This window comes from Micromonospora sp. NPDC003944 (assembly GCF_053605225.1).
The window spans coordinates 67,393-90,893 of record NZ_JBSGIV010000011.1 but is presented as its reverse complement, the minus strand read 5'-3'; the positions used below and the strand labels follow the sequence as shown (position 1 = coordinate 90,893).

Here is a 23,501-nt window from a genome sequence, read left to right as displayed (position 1 = left end):
GTCGTTTCGTTGGTCGGCTCAGTTGGCCGGCGGTGTCTGCGGGTTCGCGGCGAGCCACTGTGCCACCCGGTCCTCGCGCAGAGCGGTGAAGAGCGCCGAGGCCCGGACCTCGTCCAGCCGCACCGCCGACCCGGCCGGGGTCTGCAGGTTCGCGTCGCTGAACGGGACGGTGACGAACTGGACCGTCTCCGGCTTGACCTTGCGCAGCGCGAGAGCGAGGTCGGTGAGGTTCAGGTCCCGGTCGATGATCAGCGACTCGGCCGCCGTGGTGAGCACCCGGTCGAGCCGGGTCGGGCTGGTGAGCAGACTCGTCGCGGTGACCCGCTCGGCCAGCGCGCGTACCACGAGCTGCTGGTCGTGGATGCGGCCGAAGTCGCCGCCGGGCACGCCGTGCCGCTGCCGCATCAGGTCGTCGGCCGCCTTGCCGTCCAGGTCGTGGCACCCGGCGGGCCAGGTGACGCCGGTGTCCGAGGACGTGACGGTGTACGGCAGGCAGACGGTGATGCCCTCCACCGCGTCCACGAGCTTGCGGACGGCGGCGAAGTTGGCCACCAGCACACCGTCGAGCGGCAGCCCGGTGAGCTTGGCGACCGTCTCGGCGGCAAGTGCGGCCCCGCCGAAGGCGAACGCGGCATTGATCTTGTTTGGTCCGCCGGCCCAGTTCTGCCCGGCTGCGGGCACGTCGACGTAACTGTCCCGTGGGATGGAGACGACGCTTGCCGCCTCCCTGGCGGCGTCGACGTGCACCAGCATGATGGTGTCCGACCGCTGCCCCGGGTAGAGGTTCTGGTCCGGCTCGCCGTCGCGGGAGTCCGACCCGAGCAGCAGGAGGTTGAGCGGTCCCGACTCCCACCGGCGCTCGTCGTGGGTTCCCTGACCCAGGATGTCCTCGCGCTGCACCCTGCTCTCGTAGCGGTGCTTGAGGCCGAAGCCGGCGGTGACCAGGCCCGCGCAGAGCAGCCCGACCATCAGCAGCAGGGCGAGGCCCGCCTTCTTCCAGCCCGCCATCGCCCGCCACCGCGACGGCGCCGGCATGGCTGTGCGGCCGGGGATATCGGTCACCATCTTGACCACCTCTGCACGAACTCTCGGGGCGCTGAACCTGTTGCGGGGCAAGGGATGCAGCCATCTCGCCCCACTCGTGACGTATTTAATCACTCTTTAGGGTCTCTATGCCGCTTTATCCTCTTTGCCCGATTCTCCGGTGCGATTCTGGCCTTCGAGTTGACGAGGGAGTTGGCATGTACGGAGTACCCACCAAGGGGCCACACATCGGCGGTGGCCTCGCCGCCACCGGGGTCGCCATTCAGTCCTGGCTGCTGGTCGGCGTCGGGCTGGTCGTGCTGGGTCTGGCACTGTGGCTCGTCGCCATGCTGGGCCGCGAGCGATGACGGGTCCCCGACGCGGGCCCTGGCTGCGCGCCACCGCTGGCGGCCTGATCGGAGTCGCCATCGCGCTCGCCACGCTGTGGCGGTGGCACGACATCGCCAGCGCCGAGGCCTGGCTGAACGCCCACCTGGTGAACGCCGTCGGGTTGGCGGACAGCAAGTCCATCGGCGCAGCCGTGATCTTCCCACTGGACGAGCGCTGGGTCGGGTTCATGGTCTCCAGCGGCTGCTCGGTCGCGATGTTGCTGATCCCGCCGATCGTGCTCGCGTCGACGCTGATCGGGTTCCGCCGCATCTCACTGACGCGTGGGCTCAACGCCCTGGCGCTCGCCGTCGTGCTGCTGGTCACGGTGAACCAGATCCGACTCGGCGCGGTGGTGGTCTCCATGCAGACCTGGGGCTTCAAGCTCGGCTACGAACGCAGTCACGTGCTGATCGGCTCGGTGATCACGACCGCCGGTCTGATCGCCGTCACGATCCTCTTCGTGGTCCTGGTCAGCCGGACCAAGCGGATCTCCGGGGCGGCCGCAAGTGTCCACTGAGACCCAGTCGCTCGCCCTGCTCAACACGGCGGCGTTCCTGCTGTGCGTCAGCTTCTGCGCGTACGTGCTGAGCATCCTGGTGTTCCACCTGAAGAGCGGGCGTAGTCGGGGCGGCAGCCCGGACAGCTTCGACTGGCACATCATCGTGCCGTGCCGTAACGAGGCGTCGGTCATCGGCGACACCGTGCGGCGACTGCTGTGCGACTTCCCGCAGGCGACCGTCTGGTGCGTCGACGACGCGTCCGACGACGGCACGCTTACCGAGCTGGCGGCCTTCGCCGACCAGCCGCGGGTGCACGTCGTCAAACGACAGCTGCCCGACGCGCGGCAGGGCAAGGGTGCCGCGCTCAACGCGGCCTGGCGACGCATCGAGCAGTCGTTGCCCGCCAACGTGGACCGGACCCGGGTGATCGTCGGCGTGCTGGACGCGGACAGCCGACTCGACCCGCAGGGTCCCGTCGCCCTCTCCGGCCGCCAGTACTTCGGCGCGGCCGAGGTCGGCGCGGTACAGGTGGAGGTGCGGATGCTCCAGTGCGCGCCCCGCCGGTACGCGCAGCCGACAGAGGTCAGCAGCTGGGGACGGCTGCTGATCCGGCTCCAGGACATGGAGTTCCGCGCACCGATCGCCGCCATGCAGTCGCTGCGACGACGCACCGGCAGCGTGGCGATGGGCGGCAACGGGCAGTTCACCCGACTGTCGTTGCTCAACGAGATCGCCGACCAGCACGGCACCCCGTGGCACGGCGCTCTCCTGGAGGACTTCGAGCTGGGCCTGCACATCCTGCTGGCCGGCGGCCGCACCGAGTACTGCCCGGAGAGCTGGGTGGCCCAGGAGGCGCTGACCCGCGTCCGCCCGCTGGTACGGCAGCGCACCCGCTGGGCCCAGGGGTCGATGCAGTGTGGCCGCTACCTCGGCAGAGTGCTGCGCTCACCGCGAATCCGCAACTCGGCCACCCTGGAGATCGCCCACTTCCTGGCCGCACCGTGGACGCAACTGCTCGGCACACCGATCTACATCGCCTGCCTGGTGGTGATGTCCTACTACATCGACAACACCATGGGTGGCCTGCGCGGCTGGTGGAGCAGCGGCGGCTGGGGCGTACCCCCGCTGGTGCTCGTCTTCGGCATCGGACCCTTCGCCCTGTGGGGCATCGTCTACCGGATCCGGTGCGAGCCGCAGCTGTCGGTGCCCAAGGCCCTGCTGCTCGGCGTCTGCCACTGGCTCTACAGCTACGCCCAGTCACTTGCGGTCTGGCTGGCCTTCGCTCGCATGGTGACGGCCCGCACGGACTGGCAGAAGACCGCCCGTGCCGCCGATCCGCAGCCCGCTCCCGCCCGGGCGGTGGGCCGCGTGTCCGTCGGTCTGACGGCCGTGGGGCGCGCCGCCGTGCCGGCCCAGCCGCGCCGGGCCCAACCGGTACGCCGGTCCGGGCGCAGCGACGGGCCACGGTCGATCCGACCGCCCCGGCACCTCAGTCACCTCACCCACCTCACCGCCCCCACCACAGACCGCCCCACAATCGCCCACACCAGAAAGTAGACATCTATGCCACGAGTTAGATCCGGCCTCGCCCGCACCGCCGCGGTGCTGGCCGGTGGTCTCGCCATGGTCGTCCTGGCGGCCTCTCCGGCGATGGCCGACACCTCCCAGTCCTCCGCCTCGGCGCTACAGATCAGCCTGCTCGGTGGTGGCCTCGCCAGCTCCGGCACGGCGTCGGCAACAAACGACGGCACCACCGAGTCGATCTCCGGTAACCAGAACCCGCCGCTGGCCGTGCTCGGCGCGCAGACCGTCATCACCGCCGGGGTACTGGCCCAGAACGTCCGCGCGTTCAACGACGGCACGTCGGCGGCCTGCGCCGGTGTGCTCGGCACGGGCGGCTCGATCACCATCGGTCCCGGCGGGTCGTGCCTCGTCACGCCCGGCGCGGCGGTGACGCTGACCCTCGGAACCAGCGGTCTCGCCACGATCTCACTCGTCGCCGACGCCATCTACTCGTCGTGCACCGCCACCAGCAGCCCCTCGGCGACCGGCACCGCGACCCTGGCCAACGCCCGGATCGTCTCGACGCTCCTGGGCATCGAGACGACACTGCTCAACCTGCCGATCAACCCGGCACCGAACACCGGGCTGAGCATCCCGGGGCTGATCGATCTGACCCTCAACGGCCAGTCCAGCTCGGGCGTGGGGCAGCTCACCGTCACGGCGCTGAACCTCACCGCGCTCGGTGGGGCACTTGCGGGCGTGACCATCGGCACGTCGAGCTGCGGCGCCAACGCCGTCGCGCCGCCCATCCCGGTGATCCCGCTCGCCGGGGCACCGCTGGCGCTCGGTATCGGCGCACTGGTGGCCGGCACCACCGGCGGGTTCTCGCTCTACCGGCGTCGCCGCGCGGCAGCCCGGAGCTGAACCCGACATGCGTGCGAGCAGTTCGACACCGCGAGAGGTCCTGATCCTGGCCGGCACCAGGCCGGAAGGAGTGAAGACCGCGCCTCTGATCCGCCGTCTCCTCGACGATCCGAGGTTCACGGTACGGGTGGCGGATACCGGTCAACAGCCGGGACGCGTCGCCGAGGCACTCGCCCCGTTCGGTCTCCGCCCGGAGGTAAGCATGCGCCCGCAACGGCGTAGCGGCTCGCTTGCCGAACTGGCGGCGGCACTGATCACGGGAATCGACGGGCTGCTCACACACCACCGTCCAGCGGCGGTCGTGGTGCAGGGGGACACCACGACCGCCCTGGCCGGCGGCACGGCCGCGTTCTGGCGGCACGTCCCGGTCGTCCACCTGGAAGCCGGCCTGCGGACCAACGACCTGGACCGGCCGTTCCCGGAGGAGGCGAACCGGGCCATGCTCGCCCGGATCGCCGCGCTGCACCTGGCACCGACCCAGGCGGCCAGGGCGAACCTCATCGATGAGGGCATCAGCTCCAGTGCGATCGTGGTGACCGGCAACACCGTCGTGGACGCCCTCCAGGATCTCGTCGCGCGCGGCGCGGCGCAGGCACCGGATTGGGTCGACCCGGCCCGCAAGCTGGTGGTGGCCACGGTGCACCGCCGGGAGAACTGGGGTCACGGTGTGGCCGCCACAATGGACGGGCTGCGCCGCCTGGCACGGCAGTGCCCGGACGTCCAGATCGTGCTGGTCTCCCATCCCAATCCGCAGCTCAGCGCGGAGGTCACCGCGGGCCTGTCGGGCATCGGCAATGCCCGGGTCACGCCACCACTGCCCTATCCGCAGATGGTCGGGCTGCTGCGGGCGGCGGACCTGGTCGTGACCGACTCGGGCGGGCTCCAGGAGGAGGCCGCCACCCTGGGGGTGCCGCTGGTGGTCACCAGGGACACCACCGAACGTCCGGAGGCGTTGACCCCGGGCCGCGGCGAGTTGGTGGGCACCGACCCCGATCGGCTGCTGGCGGCCGGGCTCCGCCACCTCGCCACCGGGCGGGAACCCGTCGTCGGCTCGCCGTTCGGCGACGGTCGGGCGAGTGACCGCTCCGTGGTCGCCGTGGCAGGGCTGCTGAACGTACCGGCCCGTCGGGTCGAGCAGCGACGCCGCACCGCCGCTGCCGTCACCTGACGTCGGCTGATCTGGACAATCATCCAAAAATCCGGACAGACCTCCTTTGCCCACTGATAATTGGCACATCGATCGGCGGCGCTCCGATCCGTCGTTCCGACCAGCTCAGTGATCAGAGGAGTCGTCAGGTGCAGGCGAAGGTGAACGAGCAGCGTTCCGCGACGCTGCAGGGCCGGTACTCCGCCCAGCACAACGCCTTCGGCGTCCTGCGCCTGGCGATGGCGTGTGGCGTGATCATCGCGCACGCCGGCCCGCTCGGCTTCGGCCAGCACAACCTCGGGGCCGGTACGTTCGGCCGGCAGAGCGACCTCGGCACCCTGTGCCTGTACGGATTCTTCCTGATCTCCGGATTCCTCATCACCGACAGCGCCCTGCGCTCCACGCTGCACCAGTACGTCCGCGCCCGCCTGCTGCGGGTGTTCCCGGGGCTGTGGGTCTGCCTGCTGGTCACCGCGTTCGTCTTCGCGCCGCTTGCCGCGCTCCATGAGAACGGCAACCTGGACGGGTTCTGGGGGCACCCGGAGGGACCCTTCGCCTACGTCACCACGAACATCCTCGCCTCGATGGAGCAGTTCCCCATCTCCGGACTGCTGGCCGAGACACCGTACGGCCTGATCGTCGGCGGACCGAGCGCGTTCGACGGATCACTGTGGACTCTCCGCTACGACCTGGCGTTCTACGGCATCGTCGGCATCCTGGTGGTCACCTCGGTGCTGCACCGCGCACCGCGTGCCGTGCTCGTCCTGACCGCCGTCTGTTACGCCCTGATCCTGCGGGACTTCTTCACGGCACCGACCTGGAGCTCCCGCCCACCACAGCACGGTGCGATCGGGCCGTTCCCGCTGCTCGGCGCCTTCGCCGCCGACTGGACGCTGATGCTCGGCTTCCTGTTCCTGCTCGGTGCCGCCGCCCGCCTGTACGCCCACCGGGTCCCGATGAACAGGGACCTGGCCGTGCTGGCCGGCGTCGCACTGGTCGGCTCACTCTGGTTGGGCGGCTTCTTCGCGGTGGGTCTGCCCGCGTTCGCCTATCTGGTGCTCTTCGCGGCCGTCGCGCTACCGAAGCGGCTGTCCGGCATCAGCCGCCGGCACGACTACACGTACGGCATCTACATCTACGGCTTCCCGGTCCAGCAGATGATCGCCCTGTTCGGCGGAGCCCGGTTCGGAATGGTCGGCTACATCGTGCTGAGCCTGCTCGGCGCCCTCCTGTTCGCCGTCCTCTCCTGGCACCTGGTGGAACGTCCCGCCCTCGGGTTCAAGACCGGCAGCGGCCGCGCCCGGCACCGGCGCGCGGGCCGCACCCCCAGCCTGCGGCCCCTGCCGACCCCTGGTCCGGTGAGCGTGGCGGGAGCCGAGACGCGTACCGGCACCGGTCGGCACAAGGCCGGCGCCCGGCACAGCCGGTCCACGAAGGACATCCTGGCCACGGCAGCCAAGCCGCGCCGCGCCAAGCGGCCCACCGGGACGGCGGCGTCGTTCCTGGCGGTGCCGAAGCGGACCAGGAGGGACCTTCCGTTCGACCCGGTGCAGACACCCACCTCGCACATTCGAGCGGGTCGGTCGCACCGCGCACCGACCACCTCGACGACACCACCCCGCTGAGTGCGACGGGGCCGGAGCCAGCGTGGCTCCGGCCCCACCACCGTCGGCCCGGACGGCCCCGCCGACTCAGGCCGAGAAGTTGCGGAACAGCAGGGACGCCAGGGCGAGCGCCAACGCCAGGTTGAACACCGTGGCACTCGCGAACACCGCCACCGGCCGCCAACCCGCCTCCCGCAGCGACGCGACCCGGACCTCCAGACCGATGCTGACGAAGGCCAGGATCAGGAACCACACGCGCAGGTCGTTGACGATGGCGATGGTGGCCTTGCCGTCCGCACCTGCCGCGTCGAGGTACCAGGTGGCGATGACCGAGGCCGCGATGAAGCCGAGGACGAACTTCGGGAACCGCGTCCACAGCTCGCCGAGCCCCGGTCGGGCCGCGCCGGGCCGTCGTTCCACCCGCAGGGTGAAGTACGCGGTGAGCGCGACCGCGACCACACCCATCAGGGCGTTCTGGGTGACCTTGACGATGCTGGCGATCTGCAGCGCCTCCTCACCAGCGAGCGCTCCCGCGGCGGTGACCGCGGCGGTGGTGTCGATGTTGCCACCGATCCAGGCGCCGGCTACCGCGTCGGAGAGCCCGAACACGTCGGCCAACCAGGGCAGGACGAAGATGGACGGCAGCGCAAAGACGATGACCAGACTCGCCGTGTAGGCCAACTGCTCCCGACGTGCCCGCACCGCGCCGGCTGCGGCGATCGCCGCGCTGACCCCGCAGATCGACACCGCCGACGCGAGCAGCGCCCGCAGCTTGTCGTCGAGGCCGAACCTGCCGGCCAGCCACCAGGTGAACAGGAAGACCCCGCTGATCAGCAGGATCGCCTGGGCGATCGCCGGACCGGCGGCGCTGGCGATGACGGCCAGGTTGATCGACGCGCCGAGCAGCACCAGGCCGGTCTTGATGAAGAACTCGGTCCGGAACGCGGCGGCGATCCGGTCCCGCCACCCGAGCAGTGTGACGGCGACGTTGCCGAGCAGGCCGAGCAGGATCGCGTAGACCGGGTACTCGATCGCCGCTCCGATGTCCTCGACGGCCGTACCCTCGGCCCAGGCCGGGACGTTCTGCTCCAGGTAGCGGGTGAGGGCGGCGAGACCGAGCACGACCAGCAGGCCGAGCGCCGTCCACGCCCAGAAGGTGCCGTCACGCGCCACCGTGGTCGGCTCGGTGGTGCTCGACGAGGTGCTGGTCTCGCCGTCGGCGGGTGCGCCGTCGACGCGGGTCTCGTTCTCGACGCGGGTGACGTCGTCGACGCGGGTGGCGTCGGTCGCGCCGGGCTCGCTGCCCGTGCGGGTCGCGTCGGCGGTCATCAGGGCACCAGCCCGGCGGGGATGGCACCGAGCAGGACCAGGGCAAGCAGAGCCAGGCCGAGGATGGTCGCCACCCAGTCCTCGTTGAACGCGAGCCGGGTGTCGCCGGCCGTCGGTGGGGTGGACGGTGACTGGTCGGATGTCATGGCGTACCTCCATGGTTGCGAACCGATCCGGCCGTGCCGGATCGGTCGGACGTGCGGTGGCGACCGTGCGGAGCCGCGTTGGTGCGCGGGGGTCACGGGTCGATACGCGAGCCGGCGGCGTGGCCGGAGAAGGAGTGCGGTGCTGCGGCGCTCAGTCGGTGCCCGGTGCGCCCGGACAGAGCTCGCTGGCGGTCCGCATCAGGTCGACGACCAGACGCGAGGTGAGGAGCGGCCCTACCGGCATTCACCTATTTTCCTACCGACTCGATAGGAATTCAAGCCCGTCGACGCGGAATCTCCTCGGTGGCACCACACGACGGTGCCGGAGCCAACGTCGGCTCCGGCACCGTCGGTACGACCGAACCGCTACGGGGTCGGGTACTGGTTCAGGTAGATCGGAGCGCCGACCCTGGTCATGTCGGCCGCGTCCCCGACGCCGTTGACCACGTGGTCGATCGTGCCGGCGCTGAGGTTGACGGTCATGATGTGGTGCAGCCGCACCCCCGGCCGCTTCGGCACCTCGAAGCCGTTCTCGGTGTGGATCGACGGGTTGTTCTGGTTGAAGACGTACACCCCGCCGCCGTACAGGGTGTGGTGACGCACCCGGTCACCGACCTTGTACCCGGCCCAGCCCTCGACCGGGCCGTTCATCCAGTCGGCCTGCGTCGGCGGGTCGTACGGCAACTCGTTCTGGTAGAGGATCGTGGTGCCGTGCTCGCCGTTCCACACCGTGTTGTACCGCTGGAAGTGCTCGACGAACAGGCCGGTGGCGGTCACCCGGTCGCCGTTGATGACGGCTCCGTAGCGACCGGTGTTGGTGCGCCAGCGGTCGGTGTCACCGTTGACGCCCTCGGTGAAGCCCTCGACCCCGTGGTCGCCGCGCCACACCCAGGTGTGGTCGATGAGCACGTCGTCGCTGTTGACCTCCAGTGCGGTGTTGGTCCGTCCGATGTGCGGGCCGCCGACCCGGAAGTACACGTCGGAGAGGGTGGTCGGGTTGTGCGGGCTGCTCGCGTCGCGGCCGTGCCCGCGCCCGACCCGCAGCAGCACCGGCGACTCGACGAGGCCGGCGTCGATCGTGACACCGGCGACGATCACCCCGGGGACACCGGCCACGTCCAACGGGATCGCGCCGTCGACAGCGGTGAGCGTGGCGTGCCCGATCCCGAGCACCACGGTGTTCGGACGCCGGACCTCGATGCTGCGGGCGATGTCGTAGGTGCCCGGGGTGAGCAGCAGGTGCTTGCCGCGCGCCAACTGGCTGTTGATGACGCGTACCGAGTCGGACGGCTTGGCGACGAAGAAGTCGTCGATCCCGATGGTGCGCCCCGGGGTGATGCCGTCGGCCCAGGAGACGCCCCGGCTGTCGCGCTGCGCGGCGGGCACCCGGACCTGGTAGCGACCCTTGCCGTCGACGAAGAGGTAGGGCTTCTCCCGACTGATCGGGGTGGTCTCCAGGGTGGTGTACGGCGGGTCGGGGAACGTGGCGTCGTCCGGCGCGCCCTCGACCCCCGCGAACACCTGGTTCCAGACCGCGTTCGACCAGCCGCCAACCTCGCTGTTGCGGGTCAGCCACTGCTGCTGCGAGCCGTTCGTCGTGGCCGGCAGCCGTGAGTCGGCGATGAACCCGCCGCTGGCGTACTGCGGCCCGGCGGTGCAGTAGTCCATCAGCGACAGACCGCCGCCGCCGATGTTCAGTCGGCGCATCGACACCGCCTGGGACACCGCCCAGAAGTTCGCCGACGACCGGCAGCCGTCCTGGCCGGCCGCGTTGATGGTGAGCGAGAGGTTGGACAGGGTGCGCCAGAAGTTGACGAGCGCGAGGCAGTTGCCGGTGCCGCCGTCGGCGAGGCAGCGGTTGTAGACCTCCAGCTTGCCGTTGACGGTCACGTCGGTGGGCGAGGCGCCCAGGCCGGACACCTCGGTGTAGTAACCGACCTTGGCCTGCAACGGCTGCGCGGCCGTGCCGTACGTGCCCGGCTTGAACAGGTAGGCGTGCCGGTCGGTGCCCATCTCGTTGTCGACCTGCCGGGCGTGTGCCGCGTCGAGGGTCTGCTGGATCTCGGCGACCGGCATGGACGGGTCGAAGATCGTCACGTTCGGGCCGAAGTCGGGTGCGCCGTGCGTCGGGCGGCCGGCGCTGGCCGCCGTGCTGGTCATCGTGACGGCGGTGGTCGCCAGAAGGGCGAGCAGGAGGGTACGACCGGATCTCCGGCGCACGCGTCGGGACGGGGCTGTCATGTGGTTCGTCCTCTCCGCTGGCCGGGGACGTACGCCCGGCACAGCTGGGGCGGTGAGAGCGCTCTCTGACCCCTGCGGCCGACCGTGGGGTCGCACCGAAGGGTTGACATGTTTCTACCCCCTGAGCCGGCCGTACGCCATGACCACGAACGGCGAACTTCGGCCGCACGCCCACCACCAACCTGCGCGATCTTGCACTTTGTGTTGTCGAAGTGCGGGGTTGGCGAGATATGTCGCCGCGGAAAGTGCAAGATCGCCGGAGCAGAGGCGCCCGGGGACGGTGGCACCCCCTCCCCCAGTTCGTCGATCATGGAGTTGTGGTGGTGGACAAAGCGGTTGTCGGCGGCTGAAGCGGCCACCACAAGTCCATGATCGACGGGGTGAGGGGTGGGAACGGGCCGAGGCCGGCGGGTTCGCTGCGAATCGGCACCAGCTTCGGGTCGCGTTAGCAGCGCTACGATGACCGCCGTGCAGTTCGGGGTGCTCGGGCCGCTCGCCGTGACCACCGAGGCCGGCGAGCCGGTGGTGGTGCCCGGCACGAAGGTACGGGCGTTGCTGGCCGACCTGCTGGTCAACCGCAACCAGGTGGTCTCGGCGGACCGCCTCATCGACGACCTGTGGGGTGACGACGCCCCGGCCAACCCGGCCGGCGCGCTCCAGGTGCGGGTGTCGCAGCTACGCAAGGCGCTCAACGACGCCGAGCCCGGTGCCCGTGAGCTGGTGGAGTCCCGGCCGCCCGGCTACCTGCTGCGGGTCGACGCGGTCGACGTCGCCCGCTTCGACGAGCTGGCCCGCTACGCCGACGCCGAGGGGCTGGCCGAGGCTCTCGCGTTGTGGCGCGGCGAGGCGTACGCCGACGTGGCCGACGCCGAGTTCGTCCGCGCCGAGGTGGGCCGCCTCGCCGAGCAGCGCCTCGTCGTCCAGGAGCGGTTGGCGCAGGCCCGGTTGGCCCGGGGTGAACACGACCTGGTGGCCGTGGACCTCGCAGAACTGGTCGCCAAGCACCCCCTGCGCGAAGGTCTGCGGGCGGTGCAGCTGCGCGCGTTGTACGCGGCCGGACGCCAGTCCGAGGCGTTGGAGAGCTACGCCGAGCTGCGGGCCCGACTCGCCGAGGAGCTGGGCCTCGACCCCGGCCCGGAGCTTGTCGCCCTGCACCGCAGGATCCTCGAACAGGACGCCGGTCTGAGCGCCCCGCCGAAGGCGGCGTCCATCCGGACCAGCCTCCCCGCCGCACTCGACGAGTTGGTCGGGCGGGACGAGGCACTTGCCGAGCTGCGGGCGCTGCTGCCGGGGCAGCGGCTGGTCACCCTGGTCGGGCCGGGTGGCGTGGGCAAGACCCGGCTGGCCACCGAGACGGCGCGTGCGGCGTCCTGCCCGGACGGCGTACAGCTCATCGAGCTGGCTCCGCTCCCCGCGGGTGACGGCCGCGTCGCCGAACAGGTGCTCGGCGCCCTGGGTGCCCACGAGACCTCCGGCCCGACCCTCTCCCCCGTCGATCGTCTGGTCACGGCCCTGCGGCACCGGCAACTGCTGCTCGTGTTGGACAACTGCGAACACGTCGTCGAACCGGTCGCCGAGCTGGTCGCCCGGCTGCTGCGCGACGTGCCCGGAGTGAGCGTGCTGGCCACCAGCAGGGAGCCGCTCGGGCTGACCGGTGAACTGCTCTGGGAGGTACCTCCGCTGCCGGTGCCGGACGACGGTGACCTGGACGCGGTCCGGCGCTCGGCGGCGGCCCGGTTGTTCGTGGCCCGCGCCGCCGCACAGCAGCGCGGTTTCCGCCTCGATGCGGAGAGCGCCGCCGCGGTGGCCCAGCTGTGCCGCCGCCTCGACGGTCTGCCGCTGGCGTTGGAGCTGGCCGCGACCCGGGTGCGGGCGCTTGGCGTACGCGGGGTGGTGGACCGGCTCGACGACCGGTTCCGGCTGCTCAGCACCGCGCAGCGGGACGTGCCACCCCGGCAGCGGACGCTCACCGCGGTGATCGGCTGGAGCTGGGACCTGCTGGACGAGCCCGACCGGGTGGTGCTCGCCCGGCTGGCGGTGTTCCCGGACGGCTGCACCCCGGAGGCCGCCGAACAGGTCTGCCAGACCGACCTGGACGCCCTCGCCCGGTTGGTGGACCGCTCACTCGTGGTGCTCGACGACTCGGGCGCGGCCCCCCGCTACCGGCTGCTCGAGTCGGTGGCCGCGTTCTGCCTGGAGCGCCTCACCGACGCCGACGAGGTCCGCACGCGGCACGCCACCTACTACACCGAGCTGGCCGAGCGGGCCGACCCCGAGCTGCGCGGCGCCGACCAGCGACGCTGGCTGGCGCTGCTCGACACCGAGCTGGCGAACCTGCGCTCGGCGCTGGCACACGGTGGCGGGCTGCGCCTGGCGGTCACACTGAGCTGGTACTGGTTCCTGCGCGGCCAGCTCAGCGAGGCCCGGCGGGCGCTCGCCGTGCCCGGCGACCCGGAGCAGGAGACCCGCGCGGCCCCCTGGCGGGTCGGCTTCGCCCTGTCGCAGGGCGAGGTGGTCGCGCCGGACGACGTGCGCGCCGCGGTGGCCGTCGACCCGGACAGCCACGCCGCCTGGTTCGCCGCCAACGCGGTGCTCGAACACGGCGACCTGGCCCTGGTGTCGGAGCTGCTGCCCACCGCCCCGGCCGACCCGTGGACCGAGGCCGCGGTGTTGACCTCTCTCGCCCACCTCGCGCACGCCAACGGCGACCAGACCGCTCTGGAGCGCACCGCGACCCGCAGTGCCGCGCTCTTCGCCGACCTCGGCGACAGGTGGGGCCGGCTCCGGGCGACCGAGTGGGTGGGTGGGTTGGCCGACATGAGGGGCGAGCACGAGCGCGCCGCCGCGCTGCACCGGGAAGGGCTGCGCTGGGCCGAGGAGTTGGCGCTGTGGCCGCAGGTGTGCGCCGAGCTGTCCTGGCTGGCGTGGCTCGCCGTGCAGACCCGCGACTACGCCCAGGGCCGGGAGCTGGCCGAGCGGGCGTACGACCTGGCGTTGGAGCAGGGCTCACCCGGCGCGCTGATCTTCGCGGAGATGAGCCTCGGGCTGGCCGCCCGCCGCGACGGCAAGCTCGACCTCGCCGTCACCCACCTCAGCCGCCTCGCCGACCTGGGCCGGGGTGAGAGCCAACCCGCGCTCTACCTGCCGATGATCCTGGTCGAGCTGGGCTACGCGGTCGAGCTGGGCGGCGACCCGGACGCCGCGTTGGCCCTGCACGTCGAGGCGTTCGAGGCGGCCGAGGCGATGGCGACGATGCGCGACGCGGTCGGCCCGCTGGAGGGGATGGCGGCGGCGGTGCGCTCCCCCGAGGTCGCCGCCCGACTGCTGGGCGCGGCGGCCGCCGCCCGGCTCGCCACGCGGTCCCCCGCCGCTCCCGCCGAACGGGACGAGATCGACCGGGTGACCGCGCGTCTGCGGGCCGAACTCGGGCCGGACCGCTTGGACACGCTGCTCGCCGAGGGCGCGCGGCTGAGCCCGAGCGAGGCTCGGGCCCAGCTCTGACCGGTGCTCAGGGGGTCACCTTCGGCTGGTACGAGGCGACGATCACGCCGCTCTTGTGCACCCGGGTGTCGACCAGGTCGAACGACGCCTTGAGGTCGGTCAGCGGCGTGGTGACGCTGGGGCCGCCCTCCAGCACGGGGTGGATCCAGAACCGGACCTCGTCCACCAGCCCGGCCCGGATCAGCTGGGCGGTGACCGAACCGAATCCGTACTGGATGATGTTCCTGCCCTCCTGGGCCTTGAGCGCGGTGACCGCCTCGACCAGGTCGCCCTGGAGCACCTCGGTGTTGTTCCAGGTGGGGTCGGTCAGGGTGGTCGAGGCGACGTACTTCTTGACGTTGTTGAAGTAGGCCGCGCCCGTGGTCGGGTCGCTCTCGTCCCGGGTCGGCCAGGCGGCGGACATGCCGTCGTAGGTGGCCCGGCCCATCAGCATCGCGTCGGCCTCCTCGGTCTGGGCACCGGCGAGGCTGGCAGCCTCCTCGTCGAAGTACGGCATGGTCCACATCGGGTTCTCGATGACGCCGTCGAGGGTGATGTAGGTCGAGTTGACGAGCTTGCGCATCGGGATCTCCTGGTTGTCGGTCGTGCTCTCCGGTGACACCCAGAACTCTGCCGGCACCCGCTTACGATTCGCTTCAGGTCCCCTTACCGGCGTCGCCGGCCGGGCCGGTCAGCGGGATCGGCAGCGCCTGCGGAGTCACCGTGCCACCGCCGGTCGAGTGGGCCGGAGCGGGGAGGTCACCGACACGGCTGTGCAGCCGACCACGCCCCGCCGGCCCGGCCCGGCGGGTCACCTCCACGGTCACCATCCGCACCGGCGGTGGCGGTGCGGTGAACCGGCCGACACCCCACCGCACCCAGATCGGGATCCGGCCGGCGTCCGCCTCCGCGCGCAGCTTCTGCACCGTACGGGCCCGGTCGGTGTGGTCGACCTCCACCACCACGGGTGGGCCGTCGGGGCGGGCACACGCCACGTCGAGAACCGAGTGCCGCTGCTCCAGTGGCGGTGGCAACGGCAGCACGCTCGGCGCGCGCCGGTAGACCCGCCAGCCCTGGGCCTCGGCCCACCGCACCACCGAGTCGATCACCCGCGCGGTGACCTCGTCGGTGTCCAGGTCGACGAAGGTCAGCTCGGCCAGCCAGCGACCCAGGTCCGCGGCCAACCGCTCGCCCTGCGCCGCGACCTCCACCGGCGCAGGATAGCGCCTCAGGCGATGACGCTCGCGGTGGCGGCGAGGTGCCGGGCCAGCCAGCCGGTGGTGGCGGTACGGGCCGCCTGCGCGTTGGCCCGCGCCAGGAAGTCGTGCCCCTCCCCGGCGAGCACCAGGTGCCCGTGCGGCACACCCCGCTCGGCGAGGGCCTGGGCGACCTGCGCCGACTCGCCCGCCGGAACGTTCGTGTCGTTGGCGCCGTGGATCAGCAGCACCGGCACGTCCAGCCTGTCGAGGTGGGTCAGCGGGGAGAGGTCGCGCAGCAGGTCGGCGTCCCGCTGCGGGTCGCCGTACTTGCTGACGGCGGCGGCGGCGATCCACGGCTCGGTGCCGGCGAAGAAGGTCCGGAAGTCGGAGATGCCGCACTCGGCGACCCCGGCGGCGAACAGCCCGGGGAAGTTCACCAGCACCGCGAGGACCAGGTAACCGCCGTAGGAGCGGCCCAGAACGCCGAGCTGACCGGGCCGGGCGACACCGGCGTCGACGAGGTGGTGGGCGCAGGCCGCCACGTCGGCGATCGCACCGTAGCGGCCGGCGAGGTTGTCGGCGGCGACGAACGAGCGGCCGAACCCGGACGACCCGCGGACGTTCGGCGCGAAGACCGCGATGCCCTGCGCCACGAGGGCCTGGAACAGGGGGTGGTAGCCGGGACGCTCCTGCGCCTCCGGGCCGCCGTGCAGGCTGATCGCGGTGGGCCAGGGACCGGGCCCGGCCGGGCGGTAGAGCCAGCCGGAGAGCGGTAGCCCGTCGCGGGCGCGCAGATCGACGAGTTGCGGGGCGACACCGGCGTCGTCGGTACGCACGGCGGTGTCCGGTCGCAGCGGCCGCGGCGTGCCTGTCGACGGGTCGACGAGCCACACCTCCCGGGGTTGCACCGGACCCTGTGCGGTGAGGCAGAGCAGGCCACCGTCGGCCGCGAAGACGGCGTCGCCGAGCACCTCGCCGGGGGCGGTGGCGGCCCGTTGCACACCGCTTGCGACGTCGAGCAGGCTCAGCTCGCTGCGCCCGCCGTAGGTGTTCCAGAGCAGCGCGCAGCGGTGCCCGTCCGGGCTGGGCGTGACGTGTTCCAGCTCGGCGTCCGGTCGCCCGGCGAGCCGGGTCGGCGGCTGCTCCGGCCGGGCCAGGTCGACGCGTACCAGCGCGGCGAGCTCGGAGTACGCGTCGGTGCGGGCCAGCACACTCGTGCCGTCCGCGCCGAACCAGCCCTGGTCGGTGCTGCCCCGCCCGGTGTCCGGGAACAGCCGCCGCCGAGCGCCGGTGGCCACGTCGAGCAGCTCCAGCCAGCGGGCGTTGCGGGGGCCGCGACGCAGCAGCGCCGCGCCGCCGTCGGGGGTCACGTCCAGGAGGGTGAGCAGGTCGCCCTGGGCGAGCACCCGCCGGTGCCCGGTGGCCGCGTCGACAAGGAGGGCGTGCCCATTCTCGTCGGTCTCGGTGACCATCATCAGCGCGCCGTCGGGCAACCAGCCGGCCAACGCGGCGCTGCGTCGGCCGAACCCGGCGACCTGGTGACGTCGCGTGCCGTCCGGACGCAGCACCCACAACTCGGTGCGGGGCGCGCCGCCGGGGGCGACGACGCAGGCCAGCCACTCGCCGTCCGGGGACCAGCTCAACGCCAGGACCGGCTCGTCGCCCATCGGCAGCGCGACGGGCGCCCCCACGTCGGCCTCGCAGACCCAGACGCCGGGCGTGCCCGCCCGGTCGGAGAGGAACGCCACCCGGCGGCCGTCGGGGGACGGCGCGGGGGCGAAGTCCTCGCTGGTGGGCGCCGGCGGCGACCCCGGCCGGTGGCTCGCGGGGCGCGCCCGCCGGGTGGTGCGCGGCGGCTCGATCCGTACGCTCATCTAAACCCCGATCCGCTGCAACCAGAGCTCCAGCAGCCCGAGCTGCCAGAGCGCGTTGGAGCCCAGCGTGGTCCGCCGGGCGTTCGGCGCGTCAAGCAACTCCTCCAGGTAGTCCTTGCGGAACAGGCCCCGCTCGCGCGCCGGCCGGGCGGTCAGCGCGTCCCGCACGTCGTCGAGCAGCGGGCCGGAGAGGTGCCGGATGGCGGGCACCGGGAAGTAGCCCTTCGGCCTGTCGATCACCTCGTCGGGGACGATGCCCCGACTCGCCGCCTTCAGGACGCCCTTGCCGCCGTGGGCCAGCTTCAGGGCCGGTGGACAGGCGGCGGCCAGTTCGACGACCTCGTGGTCGAGGAACGGCACCCGGGCCTCCAACCCCCAGGCCATCGTCATGTTGTCGACCCGCTTGACCGGGTCGTCGACGAGCATCACCAGGCTGTCCAGGCGCAGTGCCGCGTCCAACGCGGTGTCCGCGCCGGGGGCCCCGAAGTGCGCGGCGACGAACTCCAGGCTGGCGTCGTGGTCGAGCATCCACTCGGGCGCCAGGTGCCCGCCGAGCGCGTCGTGGCGACGGTCGAAGAACACCCGGGCGTACGCCTCGACGGCGTCCGCGCGGGCCACGTTTGCCATCGGCGGGTACCAGTCGTAGCCGGCGAGGATCTCGTCGGCGCCCTGCCCGGACTGCACCACCGTGATCCGCTGGGAGACCTCCTCGGAGAGCAGGTGGAACGCGACGCAGTCGTGGCTGACCATCGGCTCGCTCATCGCCGCGATGGCCTGGTGCACGGCGGGGACGAACCGTTTGGCGCCGATGCGGATCTGCTGGTGGTCGGTGCCGAAGTGGTGGGCCATCAGGTCGGAGTAGTGGAACTCGTCGCCGCTCTCCCCCGCCGCCGCCTCGAAGCCGATGCTGAAGGTGGCCAGCCCGGTCTGGCCCTGCTCGGCCAGCAGGGCGACGATCAGGCTGGAGTCGAGACCGCCGGAGAGCAGCACGCCGACCGGCACGTCGGCGACCATCCGCCGTCGTACGGCGGTGCGCAACGCCGCCATGAGCCGTTCCTGCCACTCGTCGGCGGACATGGCGGGGGCGGCGGCCCGGTTGAACTCCGGTCGCCAGTAGGTGGTGTCCGTGCTCCGGCCGTCCGCGGTGATCACCCGCACGGTGGCCGGCGGCAGCTTACGGACCCCGGCGAGGATCGTGCGCGGCGGCGGCACCACCGAGTGGAAGCTCAGGTAGTGGTGCAGCGCCACCGGGTCGAGGTCGGTGGTGACGTCACCGGCGGCGAGCAACGCCGGCAGCGTCGAGGCGAAGCGCACCCGGCCCGGCCCCTCGGCCAGGTAGAGCGGCTTGATGCCGAGCCGGTCCCGGGCCAGCACCAGGGTGTGCGTCGCCAGCTCGACAAGGGCGAAGGCGAACATCCCGTAGAACCGCTCGACGCAGGCCGTCCCCCACCTGTGGTACGCCTTGAGGATCACCTCGGTGTCCGAGGTGGACCGGAAGGAGTAGCCGGCGGCGGTCAGCTCGTCGCGCAGTTCCCGGTAGTTGTAGATGCAGCCGTTGAAGACCAGGGCCAGGCCCAGTTCGGGGTCGACCATCGGCTGGGCGCCGGCGTCGGACAGGTCGATGATGCGCAGTCGGCGGTGCACAAGCGCCGCCGGCCCCTGCTGCCACCGACCCTCCCCGTCCGGGCCCCGGGAGGCCAGGGCGGGGAGCATCCGTTCGACGGCGGCCAGGTCCGGTGGCGCCCCGTCGAGGCGGAACTCACCTCCGAAACCGCACATGGCACTCACCTCTCGTCGGCTGGATCCGCTCGGGCCGCTGACCGGTCCAGGCTTGGCGGACCGGGTTGCGTACCGATGACGGGTGGGTCAAGCGTCGGTTACACCGACGGTTCGTCGGGTCCACCGAGCAGCCAGGTGTCCTTCGACCCGCCGCCCCGCGACGAGTTGACGATCATGCTGCCGGCCGGCGCCACCCGGGTCAGCGCCACCGGCGCGACCTCGGCGGTGTCACCGAGGAACACGAACGCCCGCAGGTCGACGTGGCGGGGAGCGAGCGCGCTGCCGTCGAAGACCGGGTGGGTGGTGAGCGCGACCATCTCCTGGGCGATCCACCGGTGCGGGGCCGCGAGGATCTGCTCGCGGACGGCGTCCAACTCCTCCGCCTCGGCCCGGGGGCCGATCACCACCCGGTCACCGCCGTACCCGTCGACCGGCTTGAGGACCAGCTCGTCGAGCCGACCCAGCACCTCGGCCCGCTGCTCGGGCAGCCCACACAGGTACGTCGGCACATCCCCCAGCAGCGGCTTCTCGCCCAGGTAGTACTCGATCAGCCGGGGCACGTACGCGTACAGCGCCTTGTCGTCACCGACACCGTTGCCCAGCGCGTTGGCGAGCGTGAGCCGCCCGGCGTGCACCGCGGCGAGCAGCGGCCAGCCCAGCGGCACGCCGTCCGCGCCCGGCGCGTGCAGCAGCGCCTCCTCGTCCATGCGCAGGTAGATCACGTCGACCTCGCGGCGGCAGCCCTCGCGGACCAGCCGGACCCGGCCCTCCTCCACCAGCAGGTCACTGGTCTCGGTCAGCGGCACACCCATCTCGTCGGCGAGCAGCCGGTGCTCGAACCACGCCGGGTCGCCCGGACCGCTGCTGAGCACGACCACGGCGGGATCGTCGGCGGCGGCGGGCGCGGCGGCGACAAGCGCCCGGTACAGCATCGCGGGCGTCTCGTCGGCGGGCAGCAGACCCTCCGGCACCGGCAGCTCCGGCAACACCGCCTGGGTCAGCCGGCGGTTCTGCACCGCGTAACCGATGCCGGAGGGGACCCGCAGGTTGTCTTCAAGCACGTACCAGCCGCCGTCCGGGTCCCGGACGAGGTCGGTGCCGGACACCTGGGCGCGGGTGCCCCGCCGGCCCATCAACGCCCCGGTCGGGCGCAGCCCGGGTGAGGACTCCACCACCCACGCCGGCACCACGCCGTCGGCCACCACGGCGCGGTCGGCGTAGACGTCGCGCAGGAACGCGTCGAGGGCGCGGGCGCGCTGCACCAGGCCGGTACGCAGGGTCCGCCAGTCGTCGGCGGGCACCACCCGGGGCACCAGGTCGACCGGGAAGAGCCGGGTGCTCGCCTCGCCGGCCACGCTGAACGTCACGCCCCGGGCCCGCTGCTCCTCGTCCCGGTCGTGTTCGCGTTGACGCAGGGCGCCGGCACCGAGCCGGCGCAGGGTCGCGAGGATCGGGGCGTACGCCGGTTGCGGTCCGGTCGGTCCGAAGACCTCGTCGGCGGCGTCGGCGTACGTGGGCAACGCCGGTGGTGTCGGCGCACCCGGCAGCGGTCCGCGCACCCGGCCCCGGGTCTCGTCGAGCAGCAGGTCGACCACGTCGGCCAGCCGGCCACGTCGTTCGTACGCCCGCCGTTGCCGCGCGGCGGAGCTGCCGCGCTCCAGGGCGTAGCGGGTCAGCTCGCTCACCTGCTCCCAGTCCCCGGTGGCCTCCAGTTGGGGGCGCAGGTCGCTCACCAGGCGGCGGACCGCCTGGGCGGCCGGCACCGGTCGGGCCGACCGGGGCAGGTCGAGCAGGTCGCCCTCCAGCCCGGAGCGGGCCGCCCGCCACACGGCGGCGCGCAGCACGGGTGGTCGTACGGCCGTGCGCTCCACCCCTGCGCGCAGGGCGGCGACCTCCCGCCGGACGAGCGCCCGGAACAGGCCGGTGAGCAGGACGATTGTCTCCACGTCGGCGTTGGCGTCGGTGATCCGCAGCTCCACCGTGGGCACGTGCGCCGACGGCCGGACATCGAAGTAGATCATGGCTGGGTCGGTGATGGTCTCCGACGAGATCAGCTCGGCGACGAGCGCCTCGTGGTCGGCGGCGCTCGTCACCTCGCCCGGGTCGCCGGCGGTGGGCCACCGTTGCCAGACCAGGGACCGCACGCTGGCGTAGCCGCTGTCCTGGCCCATCCAGTACGGCGAGCTGGTGGAGAGGGCGAGCAGCACCGGGAGCCACGGCTGGACCCGGCGGGTGACCGCCACCGCCAGATCGCGGTCGGAGACACCGACGTGCACCTGCGCGCCGCAGATCAACTGCTCCCGGGCGAGCATCTGGTACTCGTCGAGCATCCGCCGGTAGCGGGAGGTGGGGGTGACACTGGAATCGCCGTCGGCGCGCAACGGCACCGTACCGGCCGCCACGATGCCCAACCCGGCCCGGTCGGCGACCTGGACGGCGGCCTGACGCAGCCGGGTCAGCTCCGCGCGGATCTCGTCGAGGGTGCGGCAGACCGCCGTGTTGGTCTCCACCACGCTGCGGTGCAGCTCGGCGGTGAACGAGGTGGCCGGCAGCCGGTCGAGCAACTCCCCAGCGCGGGGCACCAACTCCCGGGTGTGCAGGTCGACGACGTGGAACTCCTCCTCCACCCCGATCGTGGCCAGGTCCGCCGGGTCACCGTCGTCAAGGGACAGGAGCGGGTTCGGGCGGGGGGTGGGCAGGGCCCGGCCGTTGCCGGACCGGCCCACCGGCGGCCCGTCGTACGTCGGCGCGTTCGTGGTGTTGTCGGCCATGGTCACCCCGGTTCGCGTGTCGGTGGTCTCGACTGTCCGACGAGCGTTCCCAGGCTTGGTACCGGGGGTGTTTCCAGCGCGTTAAGGTGACGCGCCCGTTCTGTCCGGGCTGCTCAGGGTGGTGGCACGTGATGTCGGGGTGTCCCACCGGCCTGGACACCCCGACATCAGCCGTCTCGATTTGATCACTCACTGTCAAGGAGCAGCCGGGGTCACCTCATGTTCGCCACCACGAACGGCGCGTGGCCGTGCAGGTAGTTGGTCCACCCGCCGGTCACCGGCGCTCCCGGGCTGAGCAGGTTCGTGGTGTCGGTGCCGACGTCGAGCTTCCAGGCCGTCCAGGAGATGCCGTTCTGCTTCATCCAGTCGATCCAGGACTGCGCCTCCGGTAGGCAGGCCCGGCCGTCGAGGCCGCCGTCGGCGTTGCTGGCACCCCATTCGGTGACGAAGAGCGCCAGACCCGCGCGGATGGCCGCGTCACCCTTGGCGCGCAGCGACGCCCCGTGTGTGCAGGAGTAGAAGTGCAGGGTGTACATCAGGTTGGTGCCGCTGACCGGGCTGGCCGCCGCGACGTCCACGTCCTGTGACCAGGTCGGGGTGCCCAACACCACGATGTTGTCCGGGTCGGCGGCGCGGATCGCGGACACCACCGCCTGGTGGTACGGCTTGATGACGGTGGTCCAACTGACCTGCAGGGGCTCGTTGTAGGGCTCCCAGATGACGTTGGGCAGGTGGCCGTACCGGCGGGCCAGGTCACCGAAGAACGCCACCGCCTGCGACTGGTTGTTCTGCGCCTCGTGCGCGTGCCAGTCGACGATCACGTACACCCCGGCGGTGACGGCGTTGTTGATGATGGTCTCCACCTGGGCACGCGCCTTGTTCGGATCGCTCAGGTACGCCCCCGCCGGCTCCACCCCCATGGCCGCGCGGATCACCTGGAGGTTCCAGTTGTCCCGCATCCAGCGCAGCGCGGAGAGGTTCTCGGCGTACGGGGCGGTCTCCCAGTTGAGCCACATGCTGCTGATGCCGCGCAGCTGCACCCGAGCGCCGGACCTGTCGCACATCGTGGTGCCGCAGACCCGCAGTTGCCCGTGCCGCTCGACAGGCGTGCCGGTGGTCGGCGGTGGCGTGGTGGGCGGCGGGGTCGTCGGCGGCGGCGTGGTCGGGGGCGGGCCGCCGGCGCAGGACGCGCCGTTCACCGTGCAGTTGACCGGAGTGCCGGTGCCGTTGACGAGAAAGCCGAACGAGGTGGAGGCACCGGCGGCGAGGGTGCCGTTCCAGGACACGTTGGTGAAGGTGTAGTGGCTGCCCGAGGTCGTCTGCTGCACGTTCCACGACTGGCTGACGGTCGAGGATGACGGCAGGTCGAACTCGACCCGCCAGCTGGTGATCGGTGTGGAGGTGTCGTTGGTGACGGTGACCTGCCCCTGGTAGCCGTTGCCCCAGTTGTTCGTCACGGAGAACACGGCGGTCGCCGCGCTGGCCGGGGTGGCGGCGGCGATCGCCGCCCCACCGGCGAGCAGGCCGGCGACGGCCAGAGTCGTGACGAGTCTCAGTGTGCGCATGCGGAACCCGCTTCGGATCGACGGTG

17 protein-coding genes are annotated in these 23,501 nt (G+C 72.0%); 7 read left to right on the top strand and 10 right to left on the bottom strand.

Translation table 11 applies throughout. From position 1 onward, the window contains the following. Positions 1–18 precede the first annotated feature (18 nt). Positions 19–1,065, bottom strand: a complete 1,047-nt coding sequence (locus ACWER9_RS08035; RefSeq protein WP_452301102.1) for an LCP family protein — start codon at positions 1,063–1,065, stop codon at positions 19–21. Positions 1,066–1,241: 176 nt separating this feature from the next. On the opposite strand from ACWER9_RS08035, the gene ACWER9_RS08030 reads away from it, so the two are divergent. The 6 genes from ACWER9_RS08030 (at position 1,242) to ACWER9_RS08005 (ending at position 7,112) form a co-directional block, all read left to right on the top strand. Beyond that, positions 1,242–1,391, top strand: a complete 150-nt coding sequence (locus ACWER9_RS08030) for a hypothetical protein (protein WP_278146409.1) — start codon at positions 1,242–1,244, stop codon at positions 1,389–1,391. Next, the gene (locus tag ACWER9_RS08025; RefSeq protein WP_452301101.1) at positions 1,388–1,930 is read left to right on the top strand and encodes a hypothetical protein; all 543 of its coding nucleotides are present in this window, start codon (positions 1,388–1,390) and stop codon (positions 1,928–1,930) included. The genes ACWER9_RS08030 and ACWER9_RS08025 overlap by 4 nt, the downstream gene beginning before the upstream one ends. Continuing rightward, on the top strand, positions 1,920–3,470 hold the full coding sequence (locus tag ACWER9_RS08020) for a glycosyltransferase (RefSeq protein WP_452301100.1): 1,551 nt from the start codon (positions 1,920–1,922) through the stop codon (positions 3,468–3,470). Before ACWER9_RS08025 ends, ACWER9_RS08020 begins: the two co-directional genes overlap by 11 nt. 6 nt (positions 3,471–3,476) lie before the next feature. Further along, positions 3,477–4,340, top strand: a complete 864-nt coding sequence (locus tag ACWER9_RS08015) for a choice-of-anchor P family protein (protein WP_452301099.1) — start codon at positions 3,477–3,479, stop codon at positions 4,338–4,340. Between the two features lie 7 nt (positions 4,341–4,347). Next, positions 4,348–5,508, top strand: a complete 1,161-nt coding sequence (gene wecB / locus ACWER9_RS08010; protein ID WP_452301098.1) for a non-hydrolyzing UDP-N-acetylglucosamine 2-epimerase — start codon at positions 4,348–4,350, stop codon at positions 5,506–5,508. Between the two features lie 128 nt (positions 5,509–5,636). Beyond that, a complete protein-coding gene (locus ACWER9_RS08005) occupies positions 5,637–7,112 on the top strand; it encodes an acyltransferase family protein (RefSeq protein ID WP_452301097.1) in 1,476 nt (491 codons plus the stop codon). 66 nt (positions 7,113–7,178) lie between these two features. Here the strand turns inward: ACWER9_RS08005 and ACWER9_RS08000 are convergent, their stop codons facing one another. From ACWER9_RS08000 to ACWER9_RS07990, 3 genes are all read right to left on the bottom strand, one after another. Continuing rightward, positions 7,179–8,420 carry a YeiH family protein gene (locus ACWER9_RS08000; RefSeq protein ID WP_452301096.1) on the bottom strand — a complete coding sequence of 414 codons (1,242 nt, stop codon included), beginning with the start codon at positions 8,418–8,420 and terminating at the stop codon, positions 7,179–7,181. Then, positions 8,420–8,566: a hypothetical protein gene (locus ACWER9_RS07995; protein WP_452301095.1), complete on the bottom strand. Its 147-nt coding sequence runs from the start codon at positions 8,564–8,566 to the stop codon at positions 8,420–8,422. The genes ACWER9_RS08000 and ACWER9_RS07995 overlap by 1 nt, the downstream gene beginning before the upstream one ends. A 366-nt stretch (positions 8,567–8,932) precedes the next feature. Continuing rightward, positions 8,933–10,807 carry an adenylyl cyclase gene (locus tag ACWER9_RS07990; RefSeq protein ID WP_452301094.1) on the bottom strand — a complete coding sequence of 625 codons (1,875 nt, stop codon included), beginning with the start codon at positions 10,805–10,807 and terminating at the stop codon, positions 8,933–8,935. Between the two features lie 459 nt (positions 10,808–11,266). Between ACWER9_RS07990 and ACWER9_RS07985 the strand changes: the two genes are divergently transcribed. Next, the gene (locus tag ACWER9_RS07985; protein ID WP_452301093.1) at positions 11,267–14,308 is read left to right on the top strand and encodes a BTAD domain-containing putative transcriptional regulator; all 3,042 of its coding nucleotides are present in this window, start codon (positions 11,267–11,269) and stop codon (positions 14,306–14,308) included. Between the two features lie 7 nt (positions 14,309–14,315). Here the strand turns inward: ACWER9_RS07985 and ACWER9_RS07980 are convergent, their stop codons facing one another. The 6 genes from ACWER9_RS07980 to ACWER9_RS07955 all read right to left on the bottom strand — a co-directional run bounded on the left by ACWER9_RS07980 (position 14,316) and on the right by ACWER9_RS07955 (position 23,475). Next, positions 14,316–14,927 carry a dihydrofolate reductase family protein gene (locus tag ACWER9_RS07980; RefSeq protein WP_452301092.1) on the bottom strand — a complete coding sequence of 204 codons (612 nt, stop codon included), beginning with the start codon at positions 14,925–14,927 and terminating at the stop codon, positions 14,316–14,318. 16 nt (positions 14,928–14,943) lie between these two features. Further along, positions 14,944–15,498 (bottom strand): hypothetical protein, encoded by a 555-nt coding sequence (locus tag ACWER9_RS07975; RefSeq protein ID WP_452301091.1) that lies wholly within the window; start codon positions 15,496–15,498, stop codon positions 14,944–14,946. Between the two features lie 17 nt (positions 15,499–15,515). Further along, positions 15,516–17,360, bottom strand: coding sequence for a prolyl oligopeptidase family serine peptidase (locus tag ACWER9_RS07970; RefSeq protein ID WP_452301090.1), 1,845 nt, complete (start codon positions 17,358–17,360; stop codon positions 15,516–15,518). Continuing rightward, positions 17,361–19,139 (bottom strand): N-acetylglutaminylglutamine amidotransferase, encoded by a 1,779-nt coding sequence (locus tag ACWER9_RS07965; RefSeq protein WP_452301089.1) that lies wholly within the window; start codon positions 19,137–19,139, stop codon positions 17,361–17,363. It abuts the gene before it with no gap. A 98-nt stretch (positions 19,140–19,237) separates the two neighbouring features. Next, positions 19,238–21,910, bottom strand: a complete 2,673-nt coding sequence (locus tag ACWER9_RS07960; RefSeq protein ID WP_452301088.1) for a glutamate--cysteine ligase — start codon at positions 21,908–21,910, stop codon at positions 19,238–19,240. A gap of 212 nt (positions 21,911–22,122) precedes the next feature. Beyond that, entirely contained in the window at positions 22,123–23,475 is a 1,353-nt protein-coding gene (locus ACWER9_RS07955; protein WP_452301087.1) for a cellulase family glycosylhydrolase, read from the bottom strand. Positions 23,476–23,501 lie beyond the last annotated feature (26 nt).